This window comes from Henriciella mobilis (genome assembly GCF_003576285.1).
Classification (GTDB): domain Bacteria; phylum Pseudomonadota; class Alphaproteobacteria; order Caulobacterales; family Hyphomonadaceae; genus Henriciella; species Henriciella mobilis.
On the sequence record NZ_QWFX01000005.1, the window covers coordinates 66,075 to 84,227 of the forward strand.

General features: G+C 62.8%; 21 protein-coding genes. 11 read left to right on the top strand and 10 right to left on the bottom strand.

All coding sequences use genetic code 11. The features are described 5' to 3' along the window. The first annotated feature begins 17 nt into the window (after nt 1-17). The 8 genes from ubiE (at nt 18) to D1223_RS00345 (ending at nt 6,214) form a co-directional block, all read left to right on the top strand. Entirely contained in the window at nt 18-806 is a 789-nt protein-coding gene (gene ubiE, locus D1223_RS00315; protein ID WP_119374428.1) for a bifunctional demethylmenaquinone methyltransferase/2-methoxy-6-polyprenyl-1,4-benzoquinol methylase UbiE, read from the top strand. Nucleotides 807-837: 31 nt separating this feature from the next. Then, on the top strand, nt 838-2,367 hold the full coding sequence (gene ubiB / locus D1223_RS00320) for a 2-polyprenylphenol 6-hydroxylase (RefSeq protein WP_119375216.1): 1,530 nt from the start codon (nt 838-840) through the stop codon (nt 2,365-2,367). An 89-nt stretch (nt 2,368-2,456) separates the two neighbouring features. Further along, a complete protein-coding gene (locus tag D1223_RS00325; protein WP_147372621.1) occupies nt 2,457-3,239 on the top strand; it encodes a hypothetical protein in 783 nt (260 codons plus the stop codon). A 135-nt stretch (nt 3,240-3,374) separates the two neighbouring features. Next, on the top strand, nt 3,375-4,607 hold the full coding sequence (coaBC, locus tag D1223_RS00330) for a bifunctional phosphopantothenoylcysteine decarboxylase/phosphopantothenate--cysteine ligase CoaBC (RefSeq protein WP_119374430.1): 1,233 nt from the start codon (nt 3,375-3,377) through the stop codon (nt 4,605-4,607). 92 nt (nt 4,608-4,699) lie between these two features. After that, nucleotides 4,700-5,107, top strand: coding sequence for a hypothetical protein (locus D1223_RS00335; protein WP_119374431.1), 408 nt, complete (start codon nt 4,700-4,702; stop codon nt 5,105-5,107). A gap of 129 nt (nt 5,108-5,236) precedes the next feature. Beyond that, entirely contained in the window at nt 5,237-5,377 is a 141-nt protein-coding gene (locus D1223_RS18785; RefSeq protein ID WP_158586594.1) for a hypothetical protein, read from the top strand. A 49-nt stretch (nt 5,378-5,426) separates the two neighbouring features. Next, complete coding sequence (gene dut, locus D1223_RS00340; protein ID WP_119374432.1) at nt 5,427-5,882, top strand: dUTP diphosphatase; 456 nt, start codon at nt 5,427-5,429, stop codon at nt 5,880-5,882. 68 nt (nt 5,883-5,950) lie between these two features. Then, nucleotides 5,951-6,214, top strand: coding sequence for a guided entry of tail-anchored proteins factor 1 (locus D1223_RS00345; RefSeq protein ID WP_233349654.1), 264 nt, complete (start codon nt 5,951-5,953; stop codon nt 6,212-6,214). On the opposite strand, the gene D1223_RS00350 is transcribed toward D1223_RS00345, so the two are convergent. After that, nucleotides 6,211-7,560, bottom strand: a complete 1,350-nt coding sequence (locus tag D1223_RS00350) for an ATP-dependent DNA helicase (protein ID WP_119374433.1) — start codon at nt 7,558-7,560, stop codon at nt 6,211-6,213. The two genes, D1223_RS00345 and D1223_RS00350, sit on opposite strands and share 4 nt — an antisense overlap. A 41-nt stretch (nt 7,561-7,601) precedes the next feature. Between D1223_RS00350 and D1223_RS00355 the strand changes: the two genes are divergently transcribed. Then, nucleotides 7,602-8,342 (top strand): HesA/MoeB/ThiF family protein, encoded by a 741-nt coding sequence (locus D1223_RS00355; protein ID WP_119374434.1) that lies wholly within the window; start codon nt 7,602-7,604, stop codon nt 8,340-8,342. Nucleotides 8,343-8,411: 69 nt separating this feature from the next. After that, nucleotides 8,412-9,464: an alpha/beta fold hydrolase gene (locus D1223_RS00360; RefSeq protein ID WP_119374435.1), complete on the top strand. Its 1,053-nt coding sequence runs from the start codon at nt 8,412-8,414 to the stop codon at nt 9,462-9,464. Between the two features lie 58 nt (nt 9,465-9,522). Here D1223_RS00360 and D1223_RS00365 read toward each other — a convergent pair whose 3' ends face one another. The 7 genes from D1223_RS00365 to D1223_RS00395 form a co-directional block, all read right to left on the bottom strand. Next, nucleotides 9,523-9,996: a PTS sugar transporter subunit IIA gene (locus D1223_RS00365; RefSeq protein ID WP_119374436.1), complete on the bottom strand. Its 474-nt coding sequence runs from the start codon at nt 9,994-9,996 to the stop codon at nt 9,523-9,525. Between the two features lie 18 nt (nt 9,997-10,014). Then, nucleotides 10,015-10,608 carry a ribosome hibernation-promoting factor, HPF/YfiA family gene (gene hpf, locus D1223_RS00370; protein ID WP_119374437.1) on the bottom strand — a complete coding sequence of 198 codons (594 nt, stop codon included), beginning with the start codon at nt 10,606-10,608 and terminating at the stop codon, nt 10,015-10,017. Between the two features lie 106 nt (nt 10,609-10,714). Then, complete coding sequence (gene rpoN, locus D1223_RS00375; RefSeq protein WP_119374438.1) at nt 10,715-12,226, bottom strand: RNA polymerase factor sigma-54; 1,512 nt, start codon at nt 12,224-12,226, stop codon at nt 10,715-10,717. Nucleotides 12,227-12,232: 6 nt separating this feature from the next. Beyond that, nucleotides 12,233-12,967: an LPS export ABC transporter ATP-binding protein gene (lptB, locus tag D1223_RS00380; RefSeq protein WP_119374439.1), complete on the bottom strand. Its 735-nt coding sequence runs from the start codon at nt 12,965-12,967 to the stop codon at nt 12,233-12,235. Nucleotides 12,968-13,054: 87 nt separating this feature from the next. After that, a complete protein-coding gene (locus tag D1223_RS00385) occupies nt 13,055-13,588 on the bottom strand; it encodes an LptA/OstA family protein (RefSeq protein WP_233349652.1) in 534 nt (177 codons plus the stop codon). Continuing rightward, the gene (gene lptC, locus D1223_RS00390; RefSeq protein WP_233349650.1) at nt 13,578-14,219 is read right to left on the bottom strand and encodes an LPS export ABC transporter periplasmic protein LptC; all 642 of its coding nucleotides are present in this window, start codon (nt 14,217-14,219) and stop codon (nt 13,578-13,580) included. Before lptC ends, D1223_RS00385 begins: the two co-directional genes overlap by 11 nt. Nucleotides 14,220-14,370: 151 nt before the next feature. Beyond that, a complete protein-coding gene (locus D1223_RS00395; RefSeq protein WP_119374441.1) occupies nt 14,371-14,985 on the bottom strand; it encodes a ribonuclease D in 615 nt (204 codons plus the stop codon). Between the two features lie 176 nt (nt 14,986-15,161). Between D1223_RS00395 and D1223_RS00400 the strand changes: the two genes are divergently transcribed. Next, the gene (locus D1223_RS00400) at nt 15,162-16,163 is read left to right on the top strand and encodes a complex I NDUFA9 subunit family protein (protein WP_119374442.1); all 1,002 of its coding nucleotides are present in this window, start codon (nt 15,162-15,164) and stop codon (nt 16,161-16,163) included. Nucleotides 16,164-16,502: 339 nt separating this feature from the next. Here D1223_RS00400 and D1223_RS00405 read toward each other — a convergent pair whose 3' ends face one another. Both D1223_RS00405 and D1223_RS00410 read right to left on the bottom strand, forming a co-directional pair. Beyond that, on the bottom strand, nt 16,503-17,051 hold the full coding sequence (locus tag D1223_RS00405; protein ID WP_158588354.1) for a PA2169 family four-helix-bundle protein: 549 nt from the start codon (nt 17,049-17,051) through the stop codon (nt 16,503-16,505). An 82-nt stretch (nt 17,052-17,133) separates the two neighbouring features. After that, the gene (locus D1223_RS00410) at nt 17,134-17,988 is read right to left on the bottom strand and encodes an undecaprenyl-diphosphate phosphatase (RefSeq protein ID WP_119374444.1); all 855 of its coding nucleotides are present in this window, start codon (nt 17,986-17,988) and stop codon (nt 17,134-17,136) included. Nucleotides 17,989-18,153 lie beyond the last annotated feature (165 nt).

An 18,153-nucleotide genomic window follows, 5' to 3' on the forward strand; every position in this document is an offset into this window, starting at 1 on the left:
CACTATGGTCCCGGCGCATGACAAAAGAGACAGATACAGCAAAGACGGTCAGCTTCGGCTTCGAAGAGGTCTCACCTGAGGAAAAGGTGAGCCGCGTCAAGGGCGTGTTCCGCTCGGTGGCCAGCCGCTATGACGTGATGAACGACCTGATGTCGGCAGGCGTCCACCGGCTCTGGAAGCATGACACGATTGCCAAGCTCAACCCGCAGCCGGGCGAGCGCCTGCTCGATGTGGCGGGCGGCACGGGCGACCTGTCCAAGGCCTTTGTCGACCGGGCGGACAAGGTCGCGCGCCGGCGGGGCAAGGCTGGCGAGGCCAGCGCCATTGTCTGCGACATCAATGACGCCATGCTGGACGCCGGCCGCGCCCGGTCTGACATGGCCGCCTATGACAGCCGGATCGGCTGGGTCTGCGGGGATGCGCAGGCGCTGCCCTTCGAGGACCGCACCTTCGACGCGCTGACCATCGCCTTCGGCATTCGCAATGTCGCCGACCGCGCGCAGGCCCTGTCGGAGTTTCGCCGCGTGCTGAAGCCGGGCGGGCGTCTGGCCGTGCTGGAATTCAGCCACATGACCGTCCCGATGCTGCAGAAGCTCTACGATACCTACAGTTTCAACGTGATCCCACGGATGGGCGAGATCGTCGCTTCCGACCGGGCGAGCTACCAGTATCTTGTCGAATCCATCCGCAAGTTCCCGAAACAGGAAGACTTCCGCGACGAGGTCGAGGCGGCCGGATTCTCCGGCGTTTCGGTCACGAATTTCTCCGGCGGCATTGCCGCGCTCCATTTCGGCTGGGCGGCCTGACGATGGGGCGGATGATGGGGAGACGCGCGACGTGCTGAAGGCGCTATCTGACTATGGACGGCTCATGCGGGTCGGCACGGCGCTGGTCCGGCATGATGTGATCCTGCCGGGTGAGTACCAGACGCGCCTGCCGCTGCCGGCGCGCGTTGCCGGGCGTTTCCTGCGCATCTTCGGCGGCGGCGCCAAAGGCCGGCCGGGTGAGCGCTTTGCCGCCGCATTGGAGAAGCTTGGACCGGCCTATATCAAGCTCGGCCAGCTGCTTGCCACGCGCCCGGATGTGTTCGGGACCGAAGTCGCCAGCGACCTCTCGCGCCTGAAAGACAAGCTGCCGCCATTTCCAGTGAAGCAGGCGCGGCAGATCCTCGACAAGGAGTTCGGCGAGGAGGTCGCGCAGACGCTCTTCCCCGAGCTTGGCGAGCCGGTTGCGGCCGCGTCGCTGGCGCAGGTCCACAAGATGGAAACGCCGGACGGCACGCGCGCGGTCAAGATCCTTCGGCCCGGTGTCGAGCAGATGATCGCGCGTGAGCTGCGCGCCATGAAACGGGCCGCGCGGACCATCGAGCGCGCCTCCGCGGAAAGCCGGCGGCTTGAGCCGGTGGCCTTCACCAACACGGTCGCCGACGCGATGATGAAGGAGCTGGACCTGCGCCTCGAAGCAGGCGGGGCGGACCAGATCAAGTCGATTTCGGACAAGCATGAGTGGTTCGTGATCCCGGCCGTCGACTGGGACCGGACCTCGCAGCGCGTGCTGACGACAGACTGGGTCGACGGAATCCCGCTGACGGATCCGAAGGCGCTGGACCAGCCGGGCCTCGACCGGGCAGACCTCGCGACCGCCATCACGCGCGGCTTCCTAAACCAGGCGATCGGGCATGGCGTTTTCCATGCCGACATGCATGAGGGCAACATCCTGATCACGCCGGACAATCGCATCGCGCTTGTCGATTTCGGCCTGATCGGACGCATCGGCATGGAAGAGCGGCGTTTCCTGGCTGAGATCCTCTGGGGCTTCATCCGCCGCGACTATCAGCGCATCGCCGAGGTTCACTTCGAGGCGGGCTATGTCCCGGCTGACCAGTCGGTCGGCGAGTTCGCCCAGGCGCTGCGCTCGGTGGGCGAGCCGATCCACGGCAAGTCGGCCGAGGATGTCTATATGGGGCGCATCCTGCTGCAGCTGCTGGACTATACAAGGACCTTCGGCATGCATCTGCGCCCGGAGCTCGTCCTGCTCCAGAAAACCATGGTGCAGGTTGAAGGCGTCGCGCGGGCCATCGATCCCAAACATGACATCTGGAAGGCGGCCGAGCCGATCGTCAAAACCTGGATCGCGGAGAATTTCGGCCCGGCCGGGGCGGCGAAACTGGCGGTGAAGAATATCCGCGAGGTGGCCGACCGGCTGAAACGGCTGCCCGAGGTCATGGACCGGTTCGAGGCGAGCCTGGAACAGGACGCCAGGCAGACGGCCGAGCCCAAGCGGACCGGGCCGCCCTGGTGGGCCTGGTTCGGACTGGTGATTGTTCTTGCCGCCATTGCGGGCGTCACCGTCGCGCAATTCGCCTGACACGGGAATCTGGTATCGGAGCGGCCACGCGCTTGCTAGGTTAATTTTTGCTTAATCCAAGGCAGACTTGGCAACCTGGAGCCCCATCCGTGAGATTGTCCGCGGTTTTGTTGTCCATCTGCGCCGTTCTTCTCACCATTGGTGCCGGAAGCGCGCGTGCGCAGTCGTCGTTCGTGATGGAGCCGGATGGCTTCAGCCATGCCGACCGCTATGCCCAGTCGCAAATCCTGCGCGCCAGCCTGCAAAGCCGCCGTGTCCCGGCTGGCGCGGCGCCGGCCATTGCGGACAAGCCGCGCATGGTTAAGCCGCAAGGTGCTGCGTCGTCAGATGCTGCAGGCGCATCGGGTGTTTCAATGATGAACGGTGTCAGCGTGTTTCGCGGCAGCCGTCCCGGAACGGCACAGAATTGTGGCATGCGGACCACCCAAAGCGGGGTCACCGTCTATGCCGCCTGCCAGCAAGGCTGGGGCTCGGAGCTGGCCGGGGGATGGGGTGCAGCCTCCGCAGACAGCGCTCCGCCGCGGTCAGACTCGGTGCTCACCGTTGCTGGCGCCGTGCAGGGGAATTGCGCTGTCAGGATTCGCGCAACCCCAGCTATGACGGGCGAATCTGGCCGTGTGGAAGTGTGCTACCGTGACCTCCAGCCGGTCCAGGGCAAGCGCGTTTCGCTGCTTTATGACCGGATTGAAGAGGCCGCTGCGCGGGCCTGCGGATCGCGCGCTGGATATGGCGGCGGCTTGCGGCATGCAGGTTGCGAGGCACAGGCTGTCGATGTCGCGATTTACGAGTCCGGCTTGCCGGCACTGGTGGATTTTCACCAGGCGGCGATCGGCAGGGGACCGCAGATATTCGTAGGCTCCCGGCGCTTTTGATAGCGCCACGGGGACAGGGACCTGCGAGGAGCCGGGTGTGGCTGCAGCTAGCAGCTATGCCCGGCTCTATTTTTTGCTGCGGTTCACACGCTCGTGTCGTCGATTTCTCAACACTTTCTGTGTAAACAGGGGCTCATGAACAGCAAACGCATTCTCCTGATCATTGGCGGCGGGATCGCGGCGTACAAATCGCTTGAGCTGATCCGCGAGCTGGCGCGCCGTGGAATCGCCAGCCGGTGCATCCTGACCAAGGCCGGTGCGGAGTTTGTGACCCCCTTGTCGGTGTCGGCCCTGTCGGGCGAGAAATGCTTCACCGACCTCTTCAGCCTCGATGACGAAGCCGAGATGGGCCATATCCAGCTGTCGCGCTCCGCCGACCTTGTCGTCGTGTGTCCGGCAACGGCCGACCTGCTCGCCAAGGCCGCGCACGGCCATGCCAATGACCTCGCCTCGACGACGCTGATGGCGACCGACAAGCCGGTCCTGATGGTCCCGGCCATGAATGTGCGCATGTGGGAGCATGCGGCCACGAAGCGCAATGTCGCCACGCTGCGAGCCGATGGCACCGCAGTCATTGAGCCCGATGAAGGCGCGATGGCATGCGGCGAGTTCGGCCCCGGCCGCCTGCCGGAGGTGCTCGCGATTGCTGACGAGGTCGAGGCCCAGCTGGACCGGCATTCCGGCCCGAAGCCGCTGACGGGCGCCCATGTGCTGGTCACGGCCGGCCCGACACGTGAGCCGCTCGATCCGGTGCGTTTCCTGTCCAATCATTCCTCCGGCAAGCAGGGCTATGCGATAGCTGGTGCGCTCGCCGATCTTGGCGCGCGCGTAACCCTGGTCTCCGGACCGGTTTCGATCGCGCCGCCGCGCGGGGTCGACATGGTTCCGGTGGAGACCGCACGCGACATGCTGAAGGCCTGCGAGACCGCCCTGCCGGCCGATGTCTTCATTTCAGTTGCTGCCGTCGCCGACTGGCGCCCGGCCATTTCCTCTTCGAAGAAACTCAAGCTCAAGGATGCCGGCGAGACGCTGCCATCCCTGACCCTTTCGGAAAATCCGGACATCCTTGCGACGCTGTCGAAGAAGCGGAAGAACCGCCCCGGCCTGGTGATCGGCTTTGCCGCCGAGACCCATGACGTCGAAGAGCTGGCCCGCGCCAAGATGAAGCGGAAGGGCTGCGACTGGATCGTGGCGAACGATGTGTCCGGCGATGTGATGGGTGGCTCGGAGAATGAGATCGCGCTTGTCACCAAGGACGAGATCGAACGCTGGCCGCGCATGGACAAGCTCGCCGTTGCCCGCCAGCTTGCCGACCGGATCGCCCAGACTATAGGCCATCCCGGCAAGAACCAGCTGGCGGCTGAATAGGCGAAATCGCCCGAACCTGCCCTCGCCGACATTGACCTTGAGCCCCGTTCGGCCAATCCTTGGCCTGCTTTCAGCAGGTGGGAGGACAGAGGGTGGCCGTTATTCCAACCGATGAGAGGCTGCTGCGCGAGATCTACAAGCGCTATCTGCGTCCATTCTCCGAGTATTCTGACGAGAACAAGACGCGGTCTGCCAAGGTCTGGGTGCCGATCGACATCATGGCGCTCGCCAAGCGTTTCCGGTGCGATGAGGACCTGATCTTCGGGCGGCTCTACTATCACATGAACGCCAAGTACGGCTCGCACACCGGCTCCGGCGACCAGGTGAACTTCTTCTCGATGCGGATTGGCGGGGATCGTCATTGCGTGAACTTCCCGCTGCTCGCCTCGGTCCTGTCGGACCTTCAGGATGAACGGAAACGTTTTATCGTCTCGACGCGGCTGGCCGGACTGTCGCTGGTGGTGTCGGCGGCCTCGATCTTCATTGCGATTTACAGATAAGGCCGCATCCCGGTCACATTCCTGCCGGAACTTCCGGTCATGATCGGCTTTGTTAAAATTAACAGATTTGAACACTTTGTTTGCAATTTCAGCTTTAGCTGTATGTCCGCTCAGGAACGGAACCTGCCCATGCGCCTGATCATTGGATATTTCGCCTTCGTTTGCGTTCTCGTCATCGGCCTTGCCGGGGTTGGCAGCCAGGCCAATGCGGCAGAGGGCGACGCCGCAGCCGGCGCAAAGGAAGCCCAACTCGCCCAGTCCGGCGCCTGAGGCCTTTTTCAAGTTGACACCGGCCACCGACTCCCGCGCATAGGCGGGCATGATCACCGTTGATGTTGCCGTTAAAACGCTCCCGCATTTCGAAGGCCTGCCGCTGCCCGCTTATGAGACGGATGGCGCCGCCGGCATGGATGTCCGCGCCGCTGTGCCCGATGGCGAGCCCCTCTCGCTGAAGCCTGGCGAGCGGGCCATGGTGCCGACCGGGCTCTCTGTCGCGATCCCTGAAGGTTATGAAATCCAGATGCGCCCGCGCTCAGGTCTTGCCGCCAAGCATGGCATTACCTGCCTCAATACGCCCGGCACGATCGACAGTGACTATCGCGGCGAGCTGAAGGTGATCCTGATCAATCATGGTCAGGAGACTTTCACCATCGCGCGCGGAGAGCGCATCGGGCAGATGGTCCTGGCACCGGTGACGCGTATCGGCTGGGTCGCGGTCGACACGCTGCCGGAGACGGTTCGCGGCGAGGGCGGATTCGGCTCCACGGGACGCTGAACGGATTTCCCTTGTATTTTGCCCGGCGAGGCCTTATTATCGATTTACGATAACAAGCCGAGGGTCCTATGTTCGAAATCGATAGTCCATTCACCATGGTCGTCTTCATCGTGCTGATTGCCGTGGGTGCGGGCGTCTTCAACAACTGGATCAAGACGCAAGGCAACCGGGAAGCATCTGATGCCGAGGCGAAGGCGCATGCCGAGACGAGGGCCGAACTCGAGAAGATGCGCCGCGAAGTGGAGCGCCTGACCGAACGCGTGGGCGTCCTGGAGACCATTGCGACCGACAAGGACGAACGCCTGCGCGAGGAATTCCGCCGGCTGGCCTAGAGCAGCACACCCTCCCCTTTCGCGAACCGGGCCAGCAGGTAGGCGTCCGTATTCTCGATCGTCTCCAGCTCGCCGAAGGCGAAGGCGCTGCGGTCGATGACGAGGTCACGCGGGCGCAGCGCCCGCGAGATTTCCAGCCCCTCCAGTGAGCGTGCCCGCGAGAAGGCCACATAGGCCTGTCCGTGGGCGAACATCCCCCTGTCGAAATCGATGAAGACCTTGTCCAGGGTCAGGCCCTGCGCCTTGTGGATCGTGACTGCATAGGCGAGCCGCAAGGGCACCTGCTTGAAGGTCCCGACCACCTCGCGCGAGACCTTTTTCGTTTCCGGGTCCAGCTCGTACTTGTGCTTTTCCCACGCCGCCGGCTCGATCTCATAGATGTGGCCGTCCAGCTCGACGAGGACATTGTCGCCCTTGAAGCCATCGACCGTGGCGAGCGATCCGTTGACCCAGCGGCCTTCCGGATCGTTCTTGATCAGCATCACACGGGCGCCTTCCTTCAGTTCAAGGTCGGCTTCTGTGGGATAGGACTTCTCGTCGAAGTCGCCCTGCACCTTGGCGGGCAGCGTCCTCGGCTTGCCCGGCAGGTCATCGAGGCGCGCCTGGTTGATGCGGAAGGCATTGGCATTGTTCGGCGTCAGCACGACATGGGTCGCGCTCGCCTCGACGGCTGTTCGCTTGCTGACGAGTGTCTGCAGCAGGCGCTCATCCGGCGGCGTCAGGCGACCCTGCCGCATGGCGCCAAGCAGGGCCAGGAAGCGCGGATCGGCCTGGCGGAAGACATGCTTCAGGGCGAGCAGGGCAAACTCGGCTTCCTTGAAGCCGGGCGCGTTGAAGAAATAATGCCCGCCATAACGCTCATTCAGGATTTCCGCTTCCGGCCCGCGCGCCACAGGCGGCAGCTGGTGCAGGTCGCCCGACAGGATCATCCGCACACCGCCAAATGGGCGTTTCGAGCCACGATTGAGGCGCAGGCTCTTGTCGATCGCGTCCAGCATGTCCGAGCGCACCATCGAGATCTCGTCGATGATCATCGTCTCGATCGCCTTGATCAGGCGCACCCCGCGCAGGCGCTTGATGTCTGCCGGCTCGATGAGGCGCGGGGGCAGCTTGAAGAAGGAGTGGATCGTCTGACCACCGGCATTCATTGCCGCGACCCCGGTCGGCGCCAGCACGACCGTGTTCTCGCCGGCCTCGGCCAGGAAGCGGCGCAGCATCGTCGTCTTGCCCGTACCGGCGCGGCCTGTGAGGAAGAGATTGCCCTGGGCGCCAGCCCCTTTCGCGACCCATTCGGCCGGGGCGGCATAGATCGTGTCGGGCACGTTGGATGGAACCGAGTCGCTCATTGCCTGTAGCCTTAACCGCATCCGCCCTGCTAAGCGAGAGCATGGCCCTGACCCCTGAACAGCTTGAGCGCCAGTCGCGCCATATTCTCCTCAAGGAGATTGGCGGGCCGGGCGTACAGAAGCTCGCGGCGGCGCGGGTATCGATAGTCGGCGCCGGAGCGCTGGGCGGTCCGTGTGCGATGTATCTTGCCGCCGCAGGCGTCGGGGAAATCGAGCTGTGGGACGCTGACACCGTCGACCGCTCCAACCTCCAGCGCCAGGTGCAGTTTACCGAAGTCGATACCGGCCACCTCAAGGTCGACCGGCTGGCCGAGCGGCTCAATGCATCAGCGCCTGACTGCGGGATCATCCGGCAGGCCAGGCGCTGGAGCGAGGCCGATGCCCTGTCCGGCGACGTCCTCATCGACGGCACCGATAATTTCGAGACGCGGTTCGCGCTGAACCGTGTCGCGCATGCCAGCGGCCGGCCGCTTGTGTCCGGCGCGGCGACGCGCTGGTCCGGTCAGGTCTCGGTCTTTGCATCGGGTGTGGAGACGGGCCAGCCCTGCTATCAATGTTTTGTTCCCGAAGCCCCGCCCATGGCGGAAGCGTGCGAGGATGTCGGCGTTGTCGGCCCCGTCACCGGCATCGTTGCGAGCCACATGGCACTCGAAGCCATGAAGATCATTACAGGGGCAGGCCGGCCGCTGATGGGGCAGGTCTTGATCCTCGACGGGCTGAGCGGTGTATCGCGTGCCGTGAAACTTCGTCAGGACACGGACTGTCCTGTCTGCTCTGCCTGAATCTTTCCTTTGACATGGCCGCGCTTTGACGGTTTTACGACAGGCGTGTTGAGTGATCGGTGAGGGCAGATGCTTCGCAAATTTGCTGCGATACTTCTGACGACGGTTGCCGTTCTGGCGGCTGGATGGCTGGCGCTTCGCCGTCCCGACATTCCCTATGAAACGCTGGAATCGACCTATGCGCTGCAGGAGTCGCGCTTCCTGACGGTGCGCGACGATCTCAAGCTCCACTATACAGATACCGGACCGCGCGATGCGCCGGTCATTGTGCTGGTTCACGGCTTTGCCGCCTCGCTTCATACCTGGAAGCACTGGGTCAGGGAGCTGGACGATACCTATCGTGTGATCACGCTTGACCTGCCGGGACATGGCCTCTCGCGCGTGCCGGAAAACGGAGACGTATCGATCGACTATTATGTCGAGGCTGTGGATGCGCTGCTGTCGAAACTGAACATCTCCAGCGTTTCGCTGGCCGGCTCGTCGATGGGCGGCCAGGTCGCATGGGAGTATGCGCTCGCCCATCCCGGACAGCTCGACAGCCTGATCCTGGTCGATGCCGCCGGCTGGCCGGAGAGCGAGGCTGAGGAGCGGCCGCTCATTTTCCGTCTGCTGCGCATTCCCGTGGCCCGCACGCTGATCAGGGACCTCGACCTGTCGGGCCTGATCGAGGACGGGTTGAGGAAGTCGGTGGCGGACCCGCTTTTCGTGAGCACGGACATGGCAGAGCGCTATGCGGCGCTGTCGCGTGCGCCCGGACACCGCGATGCGCTGCTGAGCCTGTTGGCGGGCAGTCCGCAGCGCGAAAAGGCCAGCAAGGCGAAACTGGAAGCCATCAGTGTGCCGACACTCATCCTCTGGGGAGAGCAGGATCGCATCATCCCGGTCTCGGACGCTGCGCGCTTCGAGGAGGCCATCCCGAATGCAGTGGCCATCATCTATCCCGATGCAGGGCACTTGCCGCAGGAAGAAGTCTGGCAGGAGAGCGTTGCCGACCTGCAGGCCTTCCTCGACCAGAAGGTGGCAGGCGTCGCTGAAGGGGCTGGCGGATCGGCCGATGGCCCGGCGCTCACCGAAGTGCCCGCCTCGAACCAGGTGACCGGCGGCGGCATGCGTCCGCGCTGAGCCTCTCGGGCCGCGGACAATCCGTTAGAACTGGAAATCTTCTAAGCTTGAATTCCGGTCAGGCGGCTGACGCGTTGGCCGCTTCAGGGCACAGGATGACCTTCATCTCGCTGGCCGTTTCGGCCTTGCGCAGGGCACTGCGCAGGTCAGGCTGGCGGAGCGTGCGGCTGACCTGGGCCAGCGCGCGCAGATGGTCTGCGCCGGAGCCGACAGGCGCGATCAGCATGAAGATGAGGTCGCAGGGCCGGTCATCGACGGCATCGAAGTCCACGCCGTCGCGCAGGCGCACAAAGCCGCCAATCGGATTGGACAGCTTGTCGATCCGGGCGTGCGGAATGGCAACGCCTTCGCCAACGCCGGTCGACCCAAGTCGCTCGCGTTCCATCACCGCATCGAAGATGTCGCGTGCATCGAGGCGGGTCTTTTCCGCCAGCGCGCCAGCAAGGGTTGTCAGCGCCTGCTTCCGGTTCTCGACCGAAACAGGATCGAGGATGACGCCTTCGCCAAGAAGGCTTGTTAAATCAGTCGCCATGAGCCTGCCAAAGTTTCGTCAGGAGGATTTGCTGTCAGTAGCCGGGTCGACCCAGCCAATGTTTCCGTCTGCGCGCCGATACACCATGTTCAATCCCTTATGCTTCGCATTGCGAAACATGAGGGCAGGTGAGTCGGCAAGTTCGAGTTGAAGAACGGCCTCGGAAACAGTCATCGTGCGAATTTGAGAAGCAGTTTCTGCCACGATTACAGGCGCTTCGCCGGATTCACCGGTCTGCGAAGGCTCGTCATCTTCCGGGGTGGACTTCAGGACGAAGGATGCAGCCGGTTCGCTCGGGAATGGATCCCGGCCGTTCTTGTGATGGTCCTTCAGGCGCCGCTTGTACCGGCGGACCCGCTTTTCCATCTTCTGCAAGGCTTCGTCGAGCGCCACATAGGGGTCGTCCGCCTTGCCCGTCGACTGCAGGATAATGCCTGATGGCAAATGTACGTTGCAGTCGATCTCGGTTTCATGGCCGTTGGGAGAGACAGTCACATGACCATCAAATTCCCTGTCGAAGTATTTTGTGACGGCAGCTTCCAGACCTTCCTCGATACGCGTACGAAGCGCATCGCCTAGATCCATCTTCCGTCCTGCAATCTGTATCTGCACGGAACTCTCCGTTGACGAGCTCTTACTATAACGCCCCGGGCGGGGAAATCGAGACCGCGGTTCCTTAAAATGCTGTGGGGCTGAGTCAACAACCCGTCAGCAGGGCCTACGCACTCGCCTTGAGACGCCGGCGCCGCTGCACACTCGAAGGAATGTTCAGGCTTTCCCTGTACTTGGCTACGGTGCGTCTTGCTATTTCTATGCCAAATTCGGTCAGAATTTCCACAATCTGATCGTCGGACAGCACGTTCTGACCTTCGTCGTCGACCAGCTGCTTGATGCGGTAGCGGACCGCCTCGGCCGAGTGGGCGTCGCCGCCCGCCGTGCCCGGAATGGCGGCTGAGAAGAAATATTTGAGTTCGAACAGGCCGCGTGGGGTGCCCATATACTTGTTGGACGTCACCCGGCTGACCGTGGACTCGTGCATCTGGATGGCGTCGGCGACCTGTTTCAGGTTCAGCGGGCGCAGATGCGCGACGCCATGCGCGAAGAAGGCGTCCTGCTGGCGCACGATCTCGCTGGCGACTTTCAGGATGGTGCGCGCGCGCTGGTCGAGCGACTTGATCAGCCAGGACGCGTTCTGGGCGCACTCACTGATGAATTCCTTCTCGTTCGCGCGCATCGGGAGCGTGCTGACCTCGGCATAATAGGCCTTGTCCATCAGCACTTTCGGCAGCGTGTCCGAATTCAGCTCGACCGCGAACATGCCGTTCGGCAATTCACGCACGAAGACGTCGGGCACGACCGCAATCGTGGTGCCGCTCGAAAAGGCCGATCCCGGGCGCGGCGTCAGCGCGCGCAGCTCGGAGATCATGTCGCGGACATCTTCCTTGTCGACGCCGCAGGCCTCACACAGCCCGTTGATGTCATGCTTGGCCACGAGGTCGAGATTCTCGATCAGGGCCGCCATGGCCGGGTCGAACCGGTTCTGTTCCTTCAGCTGCAGCGCCAGGCATTCCTGGACGTCGCGCGCCATGACACCGGTCGGCTCGAAGCCCTGGCAGACCTGGAGCACCGCCTCGACATTGGCCGGATCGGCGCCAAGCGCGCTGGCGACTTCTTCGAGGTCGACCTTGCAGTAGCCGGCATCATCGGTCTCGTCGATCAGCCGCGCGCCGATCAGCTGGTCGGCCAGGGACAGGCCGGACATGGTCAGCTGGTCGTGCAGGTGCTCGTGCAGCGACTTCTCGCTGCTGACGCTGCCTTCAAAATCATAATCGTCGCCGGAGAAGCTGCCGCCGGAGCCGGCCTGCGACCAGTCGGTCTTGGCCGACGGGCCGGCCATCTGGTCGGCGGTCTTGCCGCTGTCGGAATTGGTGCCGCTTTCGTAGAGATCCTCATGCGAGGCATCCATGGCCTCGCGGGCTTCGTTCATCCCGCTTGTATCGTCGAGGGAAAGTTCCTCGCGCTTGGCGGGGGCGGCCACTTCTTCGGGCGCATACTCATCGCGCTCGCCGCCTTCGGCGCGCGAGAGGAGCGGATTGCGCTCGATCTCGGCCTCGATGAATTCTGCCAGTTCGACATTGGAGAGCTGCAGCAGCTTGATGGCCTGCTGGAGCTGTGGGGTCATCACCAGGGAGGTTCCCTGGCGCATGTCGAGGCGTTGTGAAATGGCCATTATTCTCTACGCAGCGAACCGCTCGCCGAGATAGACCCTGCGCACATCCTCATTGGTCAGGACATCGTCCGGTACGCCCTCAAAGAGGACGCCGCCATCATAGATGATGGATGCCCGATCAACGATCTGGAGTGTCTCTCGCACCTGGTGGTCCGTGATCAGCACGCCAAGGCCGCGCTGCTTCAGGTAGCCAACCAGATCGGAAATATCCGAAACGGCGAGTGGGTCGATACCGGTAAACGGTTCGTCCAGAAGCATGAAACTAGGTCTGGAGGCGAGGGCACGGGCAATCTCCACACGGCGGCGTTCGCCACCGGACAGGGATGTCGCAGACTGCTTGCGCAGGTGCGAGATGTGCAACTCGTCCAGAAGGGCATCAACTTCGGCCTGGCGGGCGTCCTTGTTCTTTTCGACAAGTTCCACGACTGCCAGGATGTTCTGTTCCACCGTCATGCCCCGAAAGATCGAGGCTTCCTGCGGAAGATAGCCGACACCCAGACGGGCACGCTGATACATGGGAAGGGCGGTGACATCGGCGCCATCGATCGTGATGGTTCCGGCGTCTGCCCCGATAAGGCCCATGATCATGTAGAAGCAGGTCGTCTTGCCGGCCCCGTTGGGACCGAGCAGGCCGACCACCTCACCGCGCTGGAGCGACAGGGAGACGTTTTTCACGACCTGGCGCTTGCCAAATGACTTGGCTAGTCCCGTCGCTACAAGGCCGCTGGCCGTGTCCGTCATACCTGTAAAACCTCCCACTCGCGCGGTTTGCGCTGCCCGTTTCCGTTGCTAGGGCAATAGGCTTAAAATCCGTTTAGAACGGTCTGTTCAATTTGTCTCATTTCCGGCTGAACCGTCATTATTCTGGCTCGGATTGATCTGCATCTGGACCTGGCCGTCCCCGCCATCAAGGACCGTGCGCCCTTCCGACAGCTTCATGACCAGGCGTTTGCCGGTCGCGACATCCTCGCCGCGGATCAGCACGACGTCGCCGGTCAGCGTGATCGTGTCGGAGGCGGCGTCATAATTGCCGCGGTCGCCGGTCGCCTTGATTTCGGGCGTGACGTAATAGACCTCGCCTACCGCTTCCATGCTGGAAATGTCGCCGAAGCCCGTCAGGCCGCTGGTCTCGGTCTGGCCGGAGCCGGCATAGTTGATCGTTACGCGATTGGCGCGCAGGCGGGCATCGCCCTGCATGATGTCGACATTGTCGATCAGCACGACCTGGCGCTGGCGCTCGATGACCTCGCTGCGGTCTGCATTCACGCGGATGGGGCCGCCCTGTCCCGATACCTGTGCTGCAGCATGACCGGCCAGGCACATGCCCAGGACTGCAAAAGCAAGCGAACACCTAATTCTCACCACCAAGCTCCTCGTCGCCGGCGTCCGTGCCAGCTTCCGTCCCGGCACCATCTTGCCCGCCCGGAATAATTGTCATTTCTACGCGACCGCTCAGCAGTACGCGATCCCCCTCGTCCACAATTTCATACGTGTCAGACCGCACATCGCCAAGGGGGCCACGACCGCTAAGCGGGTCAATTCCCTCGACACGGCCTTCTTCGATGAACATTTTTGCCGAGGTCGAGTTGAACTTGTAGCCCTTGGCGTTCTCGACCTCGACCGCCTCGTAAAGCTCCAGCGTCTGGTCGTCCTGGTTGTAAAGGCCGGCCGGCGCGGCAACGCGCGTGCCGTCTTCGCTGATGAGTTCGGGGTTCTTGAGGTCGATCTTTTCCCCGCCGCCAATCCGTCTCTGTGCGGTGTCGGCGGTGATCACGAAAGCCTTGCCGGCAATGTCGCGCCCGGTGAAGCGCGGATTGACCATGGTCACGATTTCGTCGCCCGAAAGGCGTTCGATCTGGGACGGGGAAGCCGAAACCGCATTGGCCGCAAGGTGGCCGATCATCATGCCCGCAGAGATGGCAGCACCCGCGGTAAAGGCGAGGCGCAGGAAGGACACCATGGATGAGCGCTGGCGGGCCTGCTCGAGCGTCATCTGCCGACGCGGCTCCCACAGGCTCAGGGCCTTTTCAGTTTCTGCGGTGATTTCCATCGGCATGGGCAATTATTTAGGTATGAATTGCCCCGAAAGATAGCTGTCCGGCCATGTTCTTTCAGTGACGAATTGTGGCAGGAGCAGGGAAATCTCAACTATGCGCGAAAATGTCAGTGTCCGGCCAGCCTTCCAGGTCGAGCTGCGCGCGCGTCGGAAGGAAGTCGAAACAGGCCTGGGCCAGCTCCAGCCGGTTCTCGCGGACAAGCATCGCTTCGAGCCCGGCCTTGATCTCATGCAGGTAGAGAACGTCGCTTGCGCAGTATTGCAGCTGCGCGTCGGTCAGCGTGTCGGCGCCCCAGTCCGAGGATTGCTGGGTCTTGGACAGGTCGGTCGAGGCGACCTCGCGCGCGACATCCTTCAGGCCATGGCGGTCGGTATAGGTGCGCGCCAGTTTCGAGGCGATCTTGGTGCACCAGACCGGCGTGCAGTCGATGCCGAGCCAATGCTTCATCATCGCGACATCGAAGCGGGCAAAATGGAAGATCTTGAGCCGGCTCTTGTCGGCCAGGAGCGCCTTCAGGTTCGGGCAGTCGAAACTGCGGTCGAGCTGCACGACATGGGCCTTGCCATCGCCGGCTGAAAGCTGGACCACACACAGCGCGTCACGGAAGGGATTGAGGCCCATGGCCTCGGTATCGACCGCGATTTCCGGGCCGAGGTCGACATCGGCGGGCAGATCGCCCTTGTGCAGCTTGATATTATTCATGGCGAACGCCTTACCGGCTTTGAATGAATACGCAATTACCTTCGTGCATCGGATTTGACCGGCCCTCCGGTCTGGCTGCGGCTTTTGCCATTCGTCGCATGGACAAGCCGCGAAAGGCATGATGAAAGGCGCGCAGACGATTCATGCTTGGCTTTCGAGTGCGGGGTTGAGGCTTCATGTCCAAAGGTCTGGTTACGATATTCGGCGGGTCCGGCTTCATCGGGCGGTATGCTGCGCGGGCGCTGGTTCGCGATGGCTGGCGCGTGCGAGTCGCGGTCCGCAAGCCGCACCTTGCCGGTGATGCAAAGCTGGCAGGCCCGCCCGGATGGGTCGACCTCGCCCAGGCCAATGTCCGCAACCGCATGTCGGTGGAGCGGGCTGTCGAGGGCGCCGACGCGGTCGTGAACCTGGTCGGTATCCTCTTCGAGAAGGGCCCGCAGAATTTCGAGGCGGCCCAGCGCGAAGGCGCCATCAATGTTGCCGAAGCGGCGAAGAAGGCCGGGGTCAAGCGCCTCGTCCAGATCTCGGCGATCGGCGCGGATGAAGACTCGAAGTCGGACTATGCCCGCACCAAGGCCGAAGCCGAAAAGGCCGTGCGCGAAGTTTTCCCCGAAGCGGTCATCCTGCGCCCGTCCATCGTGTTCGGCCCGGAAGACGGTTTCTTCAACAAGTTCGCAGCCATGGCATCGAGCCCGGTGTCGAACGTGCTGCCTTTCCTGCCAGCGATTGGTGGCGGCAAGACTCAGCTGCAGCCGGTCTATGCCGGTGATGTCGCCGATGCCATCGCCGCTGCGGTCAACCGCGACGATGTCGAGGGCAAGACGTTCGAGCTTGGCGGCCCGCGCGTCTACACCTTCAAGGAACTCTACGACTTCATCGGCGAGACCATCGACCGCAAGCGCTATGCCTTCCCGATCCCGAACTTCATCGCCAAGCCGATGGGGCTGACCTTCGGGGCGCTGTGGCGCGTTCCGCCGCTCGCCTGGGGCTTCTTCGGCGACCCGCCGATCACCGGCGACCAGGTCGAGATGCTGAAGAGCGACAATGTCGTGGCCGATGACGCCCTGACGCTCGCCGATCTCGGCATTGACGATATCGAGAGCGTCGAGTCGATTGTGCCGTCCTATCTCTGGCCGTACCGCGCCTATGGCGAATTCCACCAGAAGGGCGAAGCCTGAGGCCGTTGCCGGCGCTCGCGCTCGTTTGAGTTTCGCACATTTGCGGCGCTGCCAAGTGGAGCAGTGCCCTGGCGGGATCGAAACCTCTCCTTCGTGAGGACGCCAGCGATAGCGTGTCCGGACAGCGAGTCCGGGCGTCCTTTCGCCTTGCCAACGGGAGATGAACAAAACCGCCCGCAAATGATCACAAAGCGAGCGGCTTGCTGGCGCATTTCATGACAAGAAAGTCATGAAAGAGGGCTTTCCGCAGGCGATGGGACGCACACGCGGGAAGGGCGGCGTGCGGAGAGAGCCAGGCAGCTCACTGCGCGCGTCGTCTATTGGGGCGAGGGTGCCGGATCAGCCCGGATTCCCGATGGCCTCCAGGCGCGCGATCTGCTGGTCCGCATCGGTGCGCAGCTGCCCAAGCAATTGCCGCGATTGTGCCGTGACGGTCTTGCTCATGGCCTCATTCACTTCGCGCAGGATATAGCGCTCGGTGCGAAGGACCTCTTCAAGCGCGACCTTGTTGTCGTCCTGCAGGATCGAGCGAATGGACGACATTGAGCGACGGACGGTGCCCGACGCTTCGCCGTATTCCGCGGGCGTGCCACCCAGGGCGATGACGCGGTCCTGCAACTGGACCCGCTGGCGATTGCGTTCCTGGGCGATCTCGATGACGGCCGGCTTCAGCCCGTGCAGGTCGTTCGATTTGTTCGCCGCTTCCTGATAGATCGTGACCGAGTCGATATAGATTCTCGTCAGCTGGTTCAGCTCGTCGATTTCCGTGCGAACCGCCTGGCTCTGGTCGACAGCCGCCTGCTTTTCGGGCGGCAGCGTGGCCGTGGTGCAGGCTGCCATCATCATCGGCAGCATCATGGCTGCGCTCGCGAGTAAAAGTCTTTGCATGAACCTCATCCTTTCCCTTCTGGAAAGACCGGCAAACGATTAGCTGTATCTCAGAGTTCCGGGCCTGTCGCGCTGCGGCGCCTTAACTTACCGCAAGAAACGGCATGAACACGAACAGTGCCACACCCAGAATGAGCCGGTAGATCACGAAAGGCAGGAAGCTCATCCGTTTCAGCAGGGCCATCAGCCCCCAGATCGAGGCGAGGCCCGTGATGAAGGCGACAAGGGCAACGACCATGCCGTCCTGGAAACTGAGAAGATTGTCGCCATTGGCGTCGGCTTCAAGCAGCCCGTAGGCGCCATAGAGGCCGGCCGCGGCGAGGATCGGCGCGCCGATCAGCATCGAGAACCGCGCCGCTTCGGTGCGGTCATAGCCCAGCGCGCGGGCCGCCGTCATCGTGATGCCGGAACGGCTGGTGCCGGGGATGATCGCGGCCACCGCCTGCGTCGCGCCGATCATCAGGGCGTGGAGGAGCGTCATGTCCTCTTCCTTGCGGGTGCGTGGGCCGTACACGTCAGCGATCCAGAGCAGGATGCCGAAGACGATCGTGGCGCCGGCCACGGTCTGCACGCTACGAAGGGCGTCCTGTGCGCCCGGCGGCAGCAGCGCCTCGTAGACGATCGCTGCAACCAGCGCGATCGGCGTTGCCACGATCACGCAGGCCGCCAGCCGCGCGCCCGGCGAGAGCGCCTTCTTCGTGACCGGGACCATGGCCAGTTCGACCCCGCCGACCAGGGCGCTCGCCACATCCTTGCGGAAATAGAGCAGCATGGCCGCCAGTGTTCCGAGGTTCGAGACGGCATTGATCAGCAGCTCATCACGACCGACGGCGCCAAAGGTGTCCGACAATAGCAGCACATGGGCCGACGAAGAGATCGGCAGCCACTCCGTAACGCCCTGTATCGCCGCGATAATGAAAAGCTGGAAAAGTGACATTTCGCGTGTCCGCGCTAGATTTGAAGGCTGTGGGCGACTGTCTGACATGGTTCGCCCGCGAACGCACGCCCATCAATATATATCATAATGATATGATATGGATTTGCCTGTTCACGAAATTTGCTATATATTGAACAAATAGCCGCAGAAACATATCATTTTGAT

Bases quoted from the DNA above. Each gene is read 5' to 3' on its own strand.
- D1223_RS18785 (WP_158586594.1), top strand. From the start codon at position 5,237: ATGCGCCTGATCATTGGATATTTCGCCTTCGTTTGCGTTCTCGTCATC.
- D1223_RS00360 (WP_119374435.1), top strand. From the start codon at position 8,412: ATGCTTCGCAAATTTGCTGCGATACTTCTGACGACGGTTGCCGTTCTG.
- D1223_RS00350 (WP_119374433.1), bottom strand. From the start codon at position 7,560: ATGAGCGACTCGGTTCCATCCAACGTGCCCGACACGATCTATGCCGCC.
- D1223_RS00345 (WP_233349654.1), top strand. From the start codon at position 5,951: ATGTTCGAAATCGATAGTCCATTCACCATGGTCGTCTTCATCGTGCTG.
- D1223_RS00355 (WP_119374434.1), top strand. From the start codon at position 7,602: ATGGCCCTGACCCCTGAACAGCTTGAGCGCCAGTCGCGCCATATTCTC.
- ubiE (WP_119374428.1), top strand. From the start codon at position 18: ATGACAAAAGAGACAGATACAGCAAAGACGGTCAGCTTCGGCTTCGAA.
- D1223_RS00405 (WP_158588354.1), bottom strand. From the start codon at position 17,051: ATGCAAAGACTTTTACTCGCGAGCGCAGCCATGATGCTGCCGATGATG.
- rpoN (WP_119374438.1), bottom strand. From the start codon at position 12,226: ATGGCCATTTCACAACGCCTCGACATGCGCCAGGGAACCTCCCTGGTG.
- D1223_RS00410 (WP_119374444.1), bottom strand. From the start codon at position 17,988: ATGTCACTTTTCCAGCTTTTCATTATCGCGGCGATACAGGGCGTTACG.
- dut (WP_119374432.1), top strand. From the start codon at position 5,427: ATGATCACCGTTGATGTTGCCGTTAAAACGCTCCCGCATTTCGAAGGC.
- D1223_RS00395 (WP_119374441.1), bottom strand. From the start codon at position 14,985: ATGAATAATATCAAGCTGCACAAGGGCGATCTGCCCGCCGATGTCGAC.
- D1223_RS00400 (WP_119374442.1), top strand. From the start codon at position 15,162: ATGTCCAAAGGTCTGGTTACGATATTCGGCGGGTCCGGCTTCATCGGG.
- coaBC (WP_119374430.1), top strand. From the start codon at position 3,375: ATGAACAGCAAACGCATTCTCCTGATCATTGGCGGCGGGATCGCGGCG.
- lptB (WP_119374439.1), bottom strand. From the start codon at position 12,967: ATGACGGACACGGCCAGCGGCCTTGTAGCGACGGGACTAGCCAAGTCA.
- D1223_RS00365 (WP_119374436.1), bottom strand. From the start codon at position 9,996: ATGGCGACTGATTTAACAAGCCTTCTTGGCGAAGGCGTCATCCTCGAT.
- lptC (WP_233349650.1), bottom strand. From the start codon at position 14,219: ATGACGCTCGAGCAGGCCCGCCAGCGCTCATCCATGGTGTCCTTCCTG.